The sequence below is a fragment of the Leucothrix pacifica genome (genome assembly GCF_003172875.1).
Taxonomy (GTDB): domain Bacteria; phylum Pseudomonadota; class Gammaproteobacteria; order Thiotrichales; family Thiotrichaceae; genus Leucothrix; species Leucothrix pacifica.
Map to the genome: position 1 here is coordinate 17,318 of NZ_QGKM01000011.1, position 13,256 is coordinate 30,573.

Annotated in this window: 13 protein-coding genes and 1 pseudogene; 5 read left to right on the forward strand and 9 right to left on the reverse strand. The window is 46.3% G+C overall.

Translation table 11 applies throughout. From position 1 onward, the window contains the following. Window positions 1-13: 13 nt before the first annotated feature. The 4 genes from DKW60_RS05875 to dctP all read right to left on the reverse strand — a co-directional run bounded on the left by DKW60_RS05875 (window position 14) and on the right by dctP (window position 3,970). On the reverse strand, window positions 14-439 hold the full coding sequence (locus tag DKW60_RS05875; RefSeq protein WP_109836745.1) for a GlcG/HbpS family heme-binding protein: 426 nt from the start codon (window positions 437-439) through the stop codon (window positions 14-16). 70 nt (window positions 440-509) lie between these two features. Continuing rightward, window positions 510-2,057, reverse strand: coding sequence for a TRAP transporter large permease (locus tag DKW60_RS05880; protein WP_109836746.1), 1,548 nt, complete (start codon window positions 2,055-2,057; stop codon window positions 510-512). Then, window positions 2,057-2,755 carry a TRAP transporter small permease subunit gene (locus DKW60_RS05885; RefSeq protein WP_109836747.1) on the reverse strand — a complete coding sequence of 233 codons (699 nt, stop codon included), beginning with the start codon at window positions 2,753-2,755 and terminating at the stop codon, window positions 2,057-2,059. Before DKW60_RS05885 ends, DKW60_RS05880 begins: the two co-directional genes overlap by 1 nt. Before the next feature lie 102 nt (window positions 2,756-2,857). Continuing rightward, window positions 2,858-3,970 carry a TRAP transporter substrate-binding protein DctP gene (gene dctP / locus DKW60_RS05890; RefSeq protein WP_109836748.1) on the reverse strand — a complete coding sequence of 371 codons (1,113 nt, stop codon included), beginning with the start codon at window positions 3,968-3,970 and terminating at the stop codon, window positions 2,858-2,860. Between the two features lie 287 nt (window positions 3,971-4,257). Between dctP and DKW60_RS23955 the strand changes: the two genes are divergently transcribed. The 4 genes and pseudogenes from DKW60_RS23955 (at window position 4,258) to DKW60_RS05905 (ending at window position 7,583) form a co-directional block, all read left to right on the forward strand. Further along, complete coding sequence (locus tag DKW60_RS23955; RefSeq protein WP_219988651.1) at window positions 4,258-4,488, forward strand: FadR/GntR family transcriptional regulator; 231 nt, start codon at window positions 4,258-4,260, stop codon at window positions 4,486-4,488. Beyond that, window positions 4,424-4,978, forward strand: a complete 555-nt coding sequence (locus DKW60_RS05895; protein ID WP_219988652.1) for an FCD domain-containing protein — start codon at window positions 4,424-4,426, stop codon at window positions 4,976-4,978. Before DKW60_RS23955 ends, DKW60_RS05895 begins: the two co-directional genes overlap by 65 nt. 110 nt (window positions 4,979-5,088) lie before the next feature. Further along, a pseudogene (locus DKW60_RS05900) lies at window positions 5,089-5,685 on the forward strand (NAD(P)H-dependent oxidoreductase); the annotation flags it as partial. A gap of 2 nt (window positions 5,686-5,687) precedes the next feature. Beyond that, entirely contained in the window at window positions 5,688-7,583 is a 1,896-nt protein-coding gene (locus tag DKW60_RS05905; RefSeq protein WP_109836750.1) for a monovalent cation:proton antiporter-2 (CPA2) family protein, read from the forward strand. Between the two features lie 25 nt (window positions 7,584-7,608). Here the strand turns inward: DKW60_RS05905 and coq7 are convergent, their stop codons facing one another. The 3 genes from coq7 to DKW60_RS05920 form a co-directional block, all read right to left on the reverse strand. Then, window positions 7,609-8,253: a 2-polyprenyl-3-methyl-6-methoxy-1,4-benzoquinone monooxygenase gene (gene coq7, locus DKW60_RS05910; RefSeq protein WP_109836751.1), complete on the reverse strand. Its 645-nt coding sequence runs from the start codon at window positions 8,251-8,253 to the stop codon at window positions 7,609-7,611. A 7-nt stretch (window positions 8,254-8,260) separates the two neighbouring features. Beyond that, the gene (locus DKW60_RS05915; RefSeq protein WP_109836752.1) at window positions 8,261-9,142 is read right to left on the reverse strand and encodes a thiol:disulfide interchange protein DsbA/DsbL; all 882 of its coding nucleotides are present in this window, start codon (window positions 9,140-9,142) and stop codon (window positions 8,261-8,263) included. Between the two features lie 171 nt (window positions 9,143-9,313). Beyond that, the gene (locus DKW60_RS05920) at window positions 9,314-9,928 is read right to left on the reverse strand and encodes a c-type cytochrome (RefSeq protein WP_109836753.1); all 615 of its coding nucleotides are present in this window, start codon (window positions 9,926-9,928) and stop codon (window positions 9,314-9,316) included. A 232-nt stretch (window positions 9,929-10,160) separates the two neighbouring features. Here DKW60_RS05920 and yihA point away from each other — a divergent pair, with 232 nt between their 5' ends. Then, window positions 10,161-10,793, forward strand: coding sequence for a ribosome biogenesis GTP-binding protein YihA/YsxC (yihA, locus tag DKW60_RS05925; RefSeq protein ID WP_109836754.1), 633 nt, complete (start codon window positions 10,161-10,163; stop codon window positions 10,791-10,793). A 283-nt stretch (window positions 10,794-11,076) separates the two neighbouring features. Here the strand turns inward: yihA and DKW60_RS05930 are convergent, their stop codons facing one another. Continuing rightward, window positions 11,077-12,216 (reverse strand): trypsin-like peptidase domain-containing protein, encoded by a 1,140-nt coding sequence (locus DKW60_RS05930; RefSeq protein WP_109836755.1) that lies wholly within the window; start codon window positions 12,214-12,216, stop codon window positions 11,077-11,079. A 57-nt stretch (window positions 12,217-12,273) separates the two neighbouring features. Then, complete coding sequence (locus DKW60_RS05935) at window positions 12,274-13,149, reverse strand: DnaJ C-terminal domain-containing protein (RefSeq protein WP_109836756.1); 876 nt, start codon at window positions 13,147-13,149, stop codon at window positions 12,274-12,276. Between the last annotated feature and the right edge of the window lie 107 nt (window positions 13,150-13,256).

Genomic DNA, 13,256 nt, shown 5'->3' on the forward strand with positions numbered 1-13,256 from the left:
ATAGATTAAATGGTTAAGTGAAATGCTTCATGAAATGGTCAATACCTGCTTGAGCACATTCCATATCCTGAGCCGGAGTACCCGAGCTCAGCCCGATTCCACCGACTACATCGTCGCCGACAATGACTGGTAGGCCGCCACCTACCGATGAAATTCTCCCACCCACTTCTGTATGAATTCCAAATGCCAAATTGCCCGGAACATTCACCGCATTGTAATCATGCGTAGCCTTCTTTGCAGCTGATGCTGTGTATGATTTATCCTGAGCTATCGTGATGCTCGTCACTTTTCCACCATCCATTCTTTCGAACGCTAGTAGATTGCCTGACTCATCGGTGATTGCGATGCACATTGGCACACCGATCTCTACCGCCTTGGTGCGGGCACCTTCTATCAGCACCTTACAGTCCTGTTGATCTAATCTTTTTACTGACAACATAATACCCTCCTGAAAAATCAGGCAAATTTAAAATAGAAATCCGTTACTTACGTGATGTTACGACAGGTAGTTAGCCGTAAACTAAATTAGGTAACCACGTGACGATACTCGGGAACAAAATACATACCGCCAGCCCCACTGCCTGCAAAAACAGGAAGATAAGCGCTGAACGGAAGATAGTTCCCATTGAAATCTCAGGAGGACAAACGCCTCGGATATAAAACAATGCGTACCCAAAAGGTGGACTCAGGAATGACATTTGCATATTGACCAAATACAGCACCCCGAACCACAAGATCACATCGTCCGAGTCCACTCCCGGCAGACCAAACACACCATCAAACGTCAGGCTTTTAACGATCGGGATAAAGATAGGCACCGCCAGCAGCAAAATACCCACCCAATCCAGGAACATACCCAGAACTACCAATAAAAACATGAGTAAGAATAATATTCCGTAGGCAGACAACCCCGTACCAAGAATGGATTGTGTGATGAAATCCTGCCCCCCTTGAAGAATGTAGAAACCAACAAAAACGGAGGCTCCGAACATAATCCAAAGTACCATTGCGGACGCCTTAGCGGTTGTAACGCAGGCGTCTTTTAGTCCAGCGATTGAAAAAGAGCCGTGTAATGCGGCTACTATCATGGCGCCAAACGATCCAATTCCGGCAGCCTCTACGGGCGTAGCAATACCACCGAACAGTAATCCTAATACCAGAAAAACCAGAAATAACGGCGCGATCAGAGCCCGTAATAACTTAAGCTTTTCTTTAAAAGAGATACGCTCTTCTTCCGGCACTGGCGGCCCTAACTCAGGGTTGAGCTTGGTACGAATTAGTACATATGCGATGTACATACCAGACAACATTAAACCTGGAATAATTGATCCCAGATATAACTCCCCTACCGATTGCTGTGCTACAACTGCGTAAAGAATCGCTAAAATAGAAGGTGGAATTAAGATACCAAGCGTACCACCAGCCATGATGGAACCAATCGCAATCTTAGGATCATAACCCCGCTTAAGCATTGCCGGGAGCGCGATAATTCCCATCGTGACTACGGCCGCACCGATCACACCGACCATCGCTGCTAAGATGGTTGAAGCAATGATCGTGGCCATCGCCAAACCACCATTCAGTCCCCCCATCCATTTGTAGACGACTGTGAACATTTGCTCAATCAAGCCTGCACGCTCAAGCATAGAGGCCATGAATATAAACAGTGGGATAGCAGCGATATCTGAATTAGTCATCATTGGGAAAATACGTCCCGGAATGATATTTAACATCGCAGCATCACCAACAAGGTAGATAAACACCACCCCGAGACCACCCGTCACAAATGACAGTGGTAATCCCATCATCAAAGCAACCAACAAAGAACCGAACATAAGATAGGTGAGCGGACCTATCTCGACATCAGACAAGACACCGGCAGTCCGAAATAAAAAATACTCATCCCCCCAGTTGTCATAAAACAGAATATTGATCATTTCGATGGTGATAACAAAGGCCAGAGCCAATGTCGCAGTCACCATTAAAGTCGTACCAAAGCGCCCCACCATCACGCTTAACATACTCGCTGAAGGTTTAGCGATTGATTCATTACTCATTACGCTTCTCCCTTACCCATACGCACAAACAGCTGTATGTCTTTAATTAACTTTGAAACGCCAGCCATCAGCAACAGTGCTGACCCCAGCAACATCATCCCTTTGACTGGCCAGTATTGGATGCCCCACGCTTCTACCGTTGTTTCATTCATCGAGTAGGAGTCAGTAAAAAAGCGATAGGACGTTGTCGTTAGCGTAAGCGCGAATATAAAGAAGAACATGGAGGTAAAAATATCCATACCGATACGGCCACGTGGTGGCAAGAAATTGTATATAACATCGACCCGCACATGGGCACCGTGCAGCAGGGCAAAGCTTCCGGCTAATAGATATTGCATTCCGAGTAGTAGATATGAAGATTCATGTACCCAAATGGTTGGCATGTTAAACAGGTATCGCATCACCACTTCAAAAAAATAGAAACACACTGCATTGACCGTCCAGAAGGCTACAAAAATACCAGTATGCTCACTAATCCAGTCGAAGACTTTAGTAAAACCGTTGCCTAATGAGCCATACTTTGCGTTAGGGTCCTCGCCTTCTAACAGCTCTTTTATGTCCTGTGGAATCGCCTCAACCTCTGGCTCATCTTTTGAGAATAATTTATCGAGCCCCATCATGATCAATGGCATGATGGCTAACCAACCCCAGTACGCCCAGTGGGGCATTACAAAGCCAAACGCTTCAAATTCATCCATACCGCAACCTCAAATCCAGCCACTCTATAAAAATTTATTCAATTGCCTTTCCAGATAGCTGTGCGAAGCCAGACCGGCTCCGCACAGGGTCATGCGTCGAACTTACTCCATGCCTTCTAAATCTTTGTCCGAAACATAGCCGACAAGATCGTTCTTCATGTAGTTAATTTGCAGATCAAAAATGGCTCTTGCATCCGCATTTTTATTAGCCCACTTGTACCAAATCGGAATAGCAGCTTTACGAAATGCATCTACATCTGCCTGTCCCAGACGGGTAACGGTGCTGCCGTCCTCTTTAAACTTAGCCAGTGCCTCAAAGTTACGCTTTTGGATTGTCAGGAAGTGGTGTTGCGAATAGTTGCGCACCTCTGATTCGATAATTTTGCGCGCTTTTTCAGATGCTTTGTTCCATGCACGTAGGCTTACTGTCAGATCCATCAAGTCAACTGGCTGATAGACTGACATCACGCCCGGAGGACCAAACAAGATATACTTCGTGACTTGTGAGAAACCAAGGTCATAGTTAACTGCCGGACCGACATAGTCAGCAGCATCAATCGTGCCTTTCTCAAGTGCCGGGAAGATATCCGAGCCCGGCATGGCCACAGTTGACACGCCTAACTTTTGGAATACTTCAGCAACCATGCCGCCCGGAAGGCGCACTTTCATCCCTTTCATATCCGCGAGACTAGAAACTGGCTTTTTAGAGTGAATGATATTGGCATCGTGATGAATCGGCCCCACATACATCAGACCGAATTTCTTGTAGATTTCACGCGTTTTTTCCAGCATGCCCAGTGAGTAGAACATAGTGTCCCACTGATGCGGCTGATCTGGCCCACCCGGATAAGACGATAAAAATACTGACGCGGGAATTTTACCTGACCAGTAAAGTGTGAATGGATTCATCCCTTGCAGCACACCGTTACGAACAGCGTCAAATAAGGCGTTATTGTCTGCTGCAACCGCTTTAGCGGGAAATGCCTTGAATGCAATTTCACCACCTGTTTTTTCTTCTATACTATTCGCCCACTCTTCAAACAGAGTGTAGCCAACCGTTCCGGCATCCCATGTCGACTGAATTTTCCAGACTTGGGCTTTGGCCATTGCGGCTGTCGACAAGCTAACCGAAGCTATTGTTGCCAGTCCAACAACGGCAACTGATTTCAGTAATGTTCGACGTGCATCACCAAATAATGTGCTTTTTTGATTCATGATAATTTCCTCATAACATGCATTTCTTGAATATCGATTGCCTTAGTCCGGAGTCTTATCGCCACGAATTTGTCCGGAACAGTTTAATCAACATGTATAAACTGCCCTGCTTCATCGGTATCGTCCAATCATGAATCAACTGGTAGTACCAGTTTTACAAATCTCACTTGGACGAATTCCCGTGAAGACCATGATATAAAAAGGCTTGAGGCTACACTTCGTAGATGTGAAAGAGAATCTGCTGTAAGCTGGTCATACCAGTAGAGATACAGGGAGGAATCATCACAATGACTGTTTCACACAATGTTGCTCATCATTTAGAGCAATTAATCTGGGATGGTGGCTATCTGCCGGGTCATAAAATCCCATCTGAGCGCCAGCTAACAGAACGCCTTGGTGTGTCCCGCACACTTCTCAGAGAAGCACTTAAAGAATTACAAGGACGTGGCGTGATTGAAACACAACACGGCAAGGGCTCTTTTTGTTGCCAGTGTAATTTCAGAAGTTACAAAAGATAGTGCACTGGATCGCTTATTCCATGACCATTCCCGCACTCTGTATGACTTACTGGAGGTGCGTGAGCAGATGGAAGGTCAAGCCGCCAAACTCGCCGCGGAGCGTGGTACTAACAAAGACTTCTATCAAATCACTAAAGCCTTTAATGCAATGGAAGCCGTAGAATCAACGGACAATGCCCAGCAAGATTATGCGTTTCATCTCGCCATAGCTGAGGCCTCACATAACCCGGTACTCATCCACCTGCTGAACAGCATTAAGTCTGTCACACTGGAGTCTGTCAAAGCCTCCGTTGAAAACCTGAGCCAGCACCAACAGTTTAGAAAGCAAATGCAGAAACATCACAAACAAATCTACACGGCTATTATGAGTCGTCAGGCGCAATGGGCACAAAAAGCAGCGATGGCACACATACATCATGTGCGGGAGAGCCTGCGTGAAATAGAAAAAAACGAGCATGATATAAATCATACTTTTCTGAAAAATTCGTAATACAATTAATTATTTGCAAGGATTTCGCTAACTCTCTCCGCAGCACTTGAACTAAAATCCAATACCCCCTACATTGGACGGCTTAGTAGTATAATCAATCAACCAGGGCTGCCATCTTGAATCGTATTCTCATACTCTTTGCACATCCGGCATTAGAGAAATCAAAAGTGCAAATCAGTTTGCTCAAAGCCGCGCAATCCGTGGATGGTGTGACGATTCATGACTTATATGAGCTATATCCTGACGGCCTGATTGATGTTGTATATGAACAAGATGCGCTGACCGAGCACGACATTATTTTGTTTCAACATCCCTTTTACTGGTACAGCGCACCGGCGATGCTAAAAGAGTGGCAGGACTTAGTGTTAGAGTATGGTTTTGCCTATGGAGCATCGGGCAATGCGCTGCGTGGAAAAACTTTAGCAAATATAATCAGTGCAGGTGGTAGTAAAAACTCATACAGCACCCACGGGCACAACCGATACAGCATCATTGATCTGCTACGACCATTCGATCAAACTGCAAATTTATGTGGTATGAATTACCTTCCTCCGTTTGCCGTACATCGCACTCATGATATGCCTAAAGAAAAAATTGAGATGTATGCGGAGCTCTACCGACAATTGCTTTGGAAACTACAACGCGACCTGCCTTCTGAAGAAACACTGGCATCACTTCGCTATCTCAACGACTGGGTACAAAGCTAATCATGGATTCATTATTACAAGCATTTATCTTCCTTAGCGCAGGTGTTGTGGCAGTTCCGATTGCCAGTCGACTCGGCTTGGGGTCAGTATTAGGGTACTTAATTGCCGGTGTCCTTATCGGCCCGTTCGCCCTGAACTTATTACACGATGCAACCCAGCTGATGCACTTCGCTGAATTTGGTGTTGTGATGATGTTGTTTCTGATCGGCTTAGAATTACAACCCTCACTATTGTGGCGAATGCGCTTCCCCATCCTCGGTATGGGCGGCCTGCAAATGGCATTAACCACGGCTGCCATCACTGGCATAGCTATGTATTTTAACCAGCCCTGGCAAACTGCACTGGCAATCGGACTTATTCTGTCTTTATCATCGACGGCATTGGCACTCCAGATATTAGCTGAAAAGAAGCTAATGAATGCCAGTAGCGGAAAATCCAGCTTTGCAGTGTTGTTATTTCAGGATATCGCGGTCATTCCGATCATTGCCATCCTGCCTCTGCTTGCGATTACTGCACCACTAACCAATGTTGATACCGCAAATATTGCTGCTGTGGTCACTGCAGATGCGCATAGCTCAGGCGGTGGAAATTTGATAGCACATCTACCCGGCTGGCAACAGACTATTATTGTTGTCATGGCGGTTGTGAGCATTATATTAGCCGGACGCTTTCTAACTCGTCCATTGTTTCGCTTTATTGCTGACAGCAAACTCAGAGAGCTATTTACCGCGACGGCATTGATGCTGGTCATCGGCATTGCATTACTCATGACGACTGTCGGCTTGTCGCCTGCACTTGGCGCCTTTACAGCAGGTGTGGTGATGGCTGACAGTGAGTATCGTCATGAGTTGGAAGCCAATATCGATCCGTTTAAAGCACTGTTGCTCGGCCTGTTCTTTATCTCAGTGGGTGCCAGTATTGACTTCGCTCTGCTAGGTAGCAAACCGATAGTGATCATGGAGATCGTTCTGGGTCTGGTCGCGCTGAAGTTTATTATCCTTCTGTTTCTGGCCAAGCTATTCAAGATTCCGGGCGGTGGTAGCTACTGGTTCTCGTTCTCACTGGCTCAAGGTGGTGAGTTTGGATTTGTATTGTTAGCATCGACCCTTGAGAATCGCATTTTACACAAGGAAACGATCGATATCCTAACCGCCGCTATCGCCTTATCGATGGTATTAACACCGTTACTAATCTTGTTTAACGAGAAATTTGTGATCCCTCGGTTCAAAGAAGATAAGTCGACCACGACTGCCGATGAAGAACCGATGGAAGAACAGGATAATCCTGTCATTATTGCTGGCTTTGGCCGCTACGGACAGATTGTTGGTCGTCTACTGATAGGTAATGACATTCCGGTTACCGTATTGGATCACAGCGCAACGCATATTGAACGGGTAAGGCGCTTTGGTTTTAAGGTTTATTATGGCGATGCCGGGCGTGAAGATCTGCTTCACACTGCAGGGGCTGATAAAGCAAAGGTATTAGTCATCGCCGTTGATGACCGTGAAAAAGCGAAGTCGATTTTAAAAATGGCGAAGCATAGCTACCCACATCTGCTGGTGCACATCCGTGCTTATGATGCGATGCACTACCATGAGTTAAAGAGCGAAGGCGCTGACTTTATTTCTCGCGAACTGTTCTTGTCATCACTCAGTATGGGTGAGAAAACACTGCAGGCATTGGGCATGCGGGCTTACAAAGCAAAGCGTCAGGCAAGACAATTTGCAGTACATGATCAAAAAACCACAGACCGCTTGGGTGAACATATTAGTGACAATAAACGATACATTTCCGAGTCTCGCCATGCACAAGAGGAGGTGTTGAATATTTTACGGGGAGACAGAATGTCTTATCGTACTAGTGAAGATCACTCATGGGACGCAACCGGTCATGAGTGATCGTTGAGATGTTTCGGTAAGTTGCCTAGATTTTACCAGACAAGCCAGTCATGACTTTTGCCGTGATTGGCATGAACACTTTACGAACCGGCCAAGGCAGCTTAGCTGCTCCAGCGTTTTGAGCAACATCTGCGTGGTGTTGTTCGTCTTCTTTCATTTGTAACAACACAGCATGACTAGCTTTGTCAGCAGCTGGCAGCGTTTGCAAATGACTGTTGAGGTGTCGCGTTACCTGATCTTCAGTTTCTTTAACGAAGCCTAAGCTCCAACGATCTCCGGCTTTACCAGCTAACGCGCCAATTCCAAACGAACCCCAATACCATACTGGGTTCAGATAACTCTTGTGACTATCTAAGGCCTTGATACGTGCTTCGCACCAATTAAGGTGATCATTTTCTTCTGCGGCCGACTCTTCCATCTGTGCTTTTATCACAGGGTCTTTGGCCGTCAAGGCCTGTCCGCGATAAAGACCTTGGGCAGACACCTCACCCGCATGATTAATGCGCATGAGGCTTGCCGCTTTCTTACGTTCAGAGTCAGTGAGGTCAGCTACTTCAGAAAGATTTCCCAAAGAGATATCGCGATCAGACGCGGGGGCTTGTGCATGCACAGTCCGTAGTGACTGATCGATTTCTGACAGTAGTTTGTCAATGACCGTTAAACGTCTCATAGCTGTATTACTTATCTAGTTCACGTTTAGTTAGCATATCAACAATCTGCAGTAGCTGCGCATTGCCACCTGCCGCATAAGGACTTGTACGGTACTTACCGTTGATGATGATGCTAGGTACAGATTGAGCTTGTGAATCCGCACTGATTTGCTGAGCGCGATTTAGTTTCGCAGTCATGGCCATTGAGTCTACGACATTAGCGTACTCTTCTGCTGTCACACCCTGCTGAAGCATAAAGTTCTTGAGGTTGTCCGGTTCAGACATGTTACGACGCTTTTGTACGTGAATTGCATGAAACACTTTGTCAATCAGCTTCTTCTCACCTTTAGGGTCTAGCAACTCGGCAACGTAGAACATTTTACCATCAGCCTTCCAGCGAGGGTTCAACATGGCAGGGACTTGTTTGAAGTCTACATAGTCAGGAAGTGTTTTTTTGTACTCTTTCATCGTAGGCTCAAGGTCAAAACAGTGTGGGCAACCCAGCCACATCAACTCAACCACTTCGACCTTTCCACCTACTGCATCGGTTTGCATTGTTGGGAAAATTTCGAAATAGTGCTCACCTTCAACAAATTGCGGTGCTTTAACAATGGCCTGAGCCTGTGAGGCTGCAGCCGTTGCTGTTGCTGTTGCAGCTACTTCAGTAGCAGCCTGCTCAACCTTAGGTGCAACAGCCTCTTTCACTGCCTCTGTTGCTTCTGCTACTTTCTCAGCAGCAACTTCAGGTGCTTCCTGAGCGACCTGCTTTGCAGCATCAACCTTCTCAACCACTGCTTTTTTGACTTCAGCGGCCTGCTTTTCGTTGGTAGCTGTTGCAGAGTCACACGCAGTCAACCCGATAGATGACGCGAGTAAAACAGACCCTAACAAAGAGAGATTAGTTTTCATTTCATTTTCCCTGTATAAACTATTATTTTAATGACTTACATAATACCCGAAAGTTCGTTTTTTGGATGCATAAAACGACAAAAAAGGCGGCACTAGGCCACCTTTAAAATTCGATATCAGATTATAAAAATATTAATAGTCTGTATCAACTAATACCACGGCTTTTGAGGGTTAATCCTGCAAACCTGAGATATATTCTGCAACTGCTTTCATGTCTTTATCTGACATTTTCTCAGCGATATTGCGCATCATCTGACCTGCGTCGTTAGCACGCTCACCTGAACGGAACATCTTAAGCTGAGCAATCAGGTAAGTCACATGCTGACCTGATAGCTTAGGGAATTTCGCAGGATCATTACCCGCACCGGTTGGGCCGTGACATGCTGCACATGCGGTTACTTTAGTTGACGTTTTACCGCCTTTGTAAAGTAATCCACCCTCTTCCACACTTGCTTCGTCAGCAGAGCCCGGAGTAGCCTCCTGTGAGGCGAAATATGCAGCTAAGTGATCTACATCTTCATCAGATGCGATTAGCATAGCCTGTGCGCTCATAACAGCATCTACGCGCGCTTCACTGCGGTAGTCGCGCAGTTGCTTAGCCAGATAAGCCTCACCCTGACCAGCTAATTTTGGCCACTCTGGGTTAGTGCTATTCCCATCAGCACCGTGACAAGCTGCACAAGTCGCTGAAAGCTCCTTCCCTTTTGTTGCATCACCTTTAGCGAAGCTAGCCGCAGAGGCCATCATTGCCAAACTTGCAAACACAATTACTAATGCTTTTTTCATTTACTTACCTGCTCCAAAATACTAAATAAATACTGCTTTTAATGCATACGGCTGCGTTGAGCGACACAACACTTGCAAAACGGCACGAGCCCGCCTAGTCTGTACCGCACTCAAATCTGATGGTGCACTGAAGACCACATCGGGTCGCCCTGCACCACTAATAGCCGCAGTTTATATCACAGATATGGCTGCTTCTGCAAAACACGTCGTGCAAAAAATGGATATACCGAAGATGAGTTCGAACTACCGAAATGCCCGTTTTCTAAGCAGTGCTACCACTAAAAATACGCTTCCCCCTGAACAGGGCTTAGAGGTCGCATTTGCCGGACGTTCAAACTCTGGTAAATCCAGCACGTTAAACTGTTTGTGTGAGCAAAAAGCGCTGGCTCGCGTCAGTAAAACACCGGGCAGAACGCAACTGATTAACTTCTTCATACTGCCTGATGGAAACTCACTGGTAGACTTACCTGGTTATGGATACGCAAAAGTACCGGAGAAAATAAAAGTCGAGTGGCAGAAGTTTATCGAAAGCTACATGATGGAAAGATCAACGCTAGCCGGACTTGTCATCATCATGGATATTCGTCGGCCCTTACGCGATCACGACCACGTGATGCTAGAGTGGGCGGAGTCTCGTCAGCTACCTGTTCATGTGATTCTCAATAAATCAGATAAGCTGAAGCGTGGTGAAATGACGAAACAGCTCAGAGATACCAAAGAAGCCTTAAAGGATTATGACCTGCCGGCAACTGTTCAGACTTTCTCCTCGTTAAAAAAACTTGGCGTTAACGAACTATCAAGACAACTGGACACTTGGTTTGCCAGCGGTGAGGAAACACAGGCAGCAGATCAACCGGAGCAATAAGTTAACAGGCATAAAAAAGCCCAAACAACAGGGGGTCCATTGTGAGGGCTAAAGAACAGATTTGGATTGGGGACACCAAACCTGCGTCCGCTAAGAAGAATAAAGATACCGGGCTTAAGCATCTATAACTTACTCTTCCCTTTACAGCGGAAAACTGGTGCTGCTACGAAACTTAACCTCAGCTGAATATTATAATTCAGTCGCAGTTCTGCGTCTCAGCAGCCATAGTTAAATACTAGTCTATCTACTACCGTTTGTCACCCCACTAGTGCATTCCAATTTTCTATTGGGCTTCAGTATTTTTTTGATGGACTGGACGGAAGCCATTTCGACTGTCGACTTTATCAATTTCTGCAACTGTTATTAACGCACGTTTATTTCGGATAAACTCGATATTCGCTTGTGTACCCAAGCGAAGGTTTCCAATGATATTTTTAAGATTCACGCTATTTCTGACTCTGGCACCATTCGCCTGAACGATGACATCACCGCTTTGTAAGCCAGCCTGATCAGCCGGTGAACCGATTACCACTCTTGAAATCAGAGCACCCTCGGTATTACTCAAGCCATAGTCCGCAGCTACATCTGCAGTGAGGTTCTGAATCTCCACACCCAACTGACCGCGCACAACCTCGCCCGTTTGGATTAGCTGATCCTTGATATTACCAACCATATTCGAAGGAATAGCGAAGCCGATACCAACACTACCGCCACTGCGCCCACCAAGTATCGCCGTATTAATCCCGATCAACTCACCACGCAGATTGACCAGAGCACCACCAGAATTACCAGGGTTGATTGGTGCATCAGTCTGTATGAAGTCCTCATAAGACTCGATACCCAGGCCAGATCGCCCCAAGGCACTGACAATTCCGGAAGTCGCTGTTTGCCCCAGTCCAAATGGATTACCTATCGCAACCACAAAGTCACCAACACGAAGATTATCGCTATTTGCAAGTGACATGGCTCTTAAGCGTTTGGGTTCGATCTTCAGTACACCAACATCAGCCTCAGCATCCTGACCAATGACCTTGGCAATGAATTCGCGGCCATCTGACAGTACAACTTTGATTTTGATTGCCCCATGAATAACGTGGGCATTGGTGACAATGTATCCATTTTTTGCATCAACGATGATGCCAGAGCCGGTACCTCTCGCTTTCTCAGGTTCATTTCCACCAAACAACCGCCGATAAGTACCGTTTGCACGGCCAGAGCCCGGACGGATTCCTTCGATGACAATATCAACCACAGCAGGCATTACCCGCTCCAGCATATCAGCCAGTGATGGTAATCTTTGACCGTTCACAGAACTTGGCAGCGCAGCTGTGGCTTGCTGGCTCACCAAAAGCACGGACAATAACACCAAACAAAACAGCCACTGCTGCAGCGCTTGGTAATATTTTTTTGCCAACACAATCATGCACTTACCCTATTCTTAGCATTCACATTGCTGGCAGACCTCATCCTGTGACCTACCCTACATTGACTGACGTGGATCCCATGCAAACATCTCCTGCATTTGCTGATAAAACGCCCGTTGTTCTTCCGTCTTTGCTTCCGGAGTAACAACTCTTAACACAACGTATTGGTCACCTGGCATAGAGCCCGGCAAACCTCTGCCCTTCAGTCTCATTTTACTACCTGCCTTTGCGCCGGCGGGTATTTTCAATTTAATACTACCATTTAATGTAGGTACCGTCACACTACCGCCTAGCGCAGCCTCCCAGGGAGCAATGGGATAATCGAGGTAAACATCTTTATTCTCAACGCGGTATTTTGGGTGCGTGTTAAACTTTACCTTGAGCAATAAATCGCCCCCGTTATTGGCCTTTCCTGCCAAACGGATCTTTTTACCCTCTTCAATACCTTTGGGAATTTTTACCTGCAGGCTATCGCCTCCCTGCACACGAATGCGCTTGGTATTTCCCTCAAAGACATCTTCCAGATCAAGGTAAACTGTGGCTGTTTGCGCCTCCGGCTTTCTCGACCGGGTATGTCCGCCACCGACACCGCCACCAAAGAAACTGTCGAAAAAGTCACTATAACCGGTGTTATTGCCTCCACCGAAGCCACCAAACCCACCAGAGAACCCACCGTGTGCACCACCACCACGAGCACCGAAAGGGTCACCATGAAAGCCACCACTACCCATTTGGTCATACTGGCTGCGTTTTGCCGCATCACTCAGCACTTCATAGGCTTCGCTGACTTCTTTAAAGCGTGCTTCAGCATCTTTCTCTTTACTGACATCCGGATGATATTTTCGGGCTAATTTCTTATAGCTCTTACGGATATCTTCCTTGCTGGCAGTTTTTGAGACGCCTAAAATTTTGTAATAATCTTTATATTCCATTGGCTTACTCTAACCTCAAGCAAAATTCCGGCCCCAATAGCCGCATAATAGCTAAATGTGGCGTTTAAAATCCTGATATCAAGCGCTTATTCTATGTTTTGAATCTT

Bases quoted from the DNA above. Each gene is read 5' to 3' on its own strand.
- DKW60_RS05930 (WP_109836755.1), bottom strand. From the start codon at position 12,216: ATGATTGTGTTGGCAAAAAAATATTACCAAGCGCTGCAGCAGTGGCTG.
- DKW60_RS05875 (WP_109836745.1), bottom strand. From the start codon at position 439: ATGTTGTCAGTAAAAAGATTAGATCAACAGGACTGTAAGGTGCTGATA.
- DKW60_RS05885 (WP_109836747.1), bottom strand. From the start codon at position 2,755: ATGGATGAATTTGAAGCGTTTGGCTTTGTAATGCCCCACTGGGCGTAC.
- coq7 (WP_109836751.1), bottom strand. From the start codon at position 8,253: ATGAGACGTTTAACGGTCATTGACAAACTACTGTCAGAAATCGATCAG.
- DKW60_RS05905 (WP_109836750.1), top strand. From the start codon at position 5,688: ATGGATTCATTATTACAAGCATTTATCTTCCTTAGCGCAGGTGTTGTG.
- dctP (WP_109836748.1), bottom strand. From the start codon at position 3,970: ATGAATCAAAAAAGCACATTATTTGGTGATGCACGTCGAACATTACTG.
- DKW60_RS05880 (WP_109836746.1), bottom strand. From the start codon at position 2,057: ATGAGTAATGAATCAATCGCTAAACCTTCAGCGAGTATGTTAAGCGTG.
- DKW60_RS23955 (WP_219988651.1), top strand. From the start codon at position 4,258: ATGACTGTTTCACACAATGTTGCTCATCATTTAGAGCAATTAATCTGG.
- DKW60_RS05935 (WP_109836756.1), bottom strand. From the start codon at position 13,149: ATGGAATATAAAGATTATTACAAAATTTTAGGCGTCTCAAAAACTGCC.
- DKW60_RS05920 (WP_109836753.1), bottom strand. From the start codon at position 9,928: ATGAAAAAAGCATTAGTAATTGTGTTTGCAAGTTTGGCAATGATGGCC.
- yihA (WP_109836754.1), top strand. From the start codon at position 10,161: ATGAGTTCGAACTACCGAAATGCCCGTTTTCTAAGCAGTGCTACCACT.
- DKW60_RS05915 (WP_109836752.1), bottom strand. From the start codon at position 9,142: ATGAAAACTAATCTCTCTTTGTTAGGGTCTGTTTTACTCGCGTCATCT.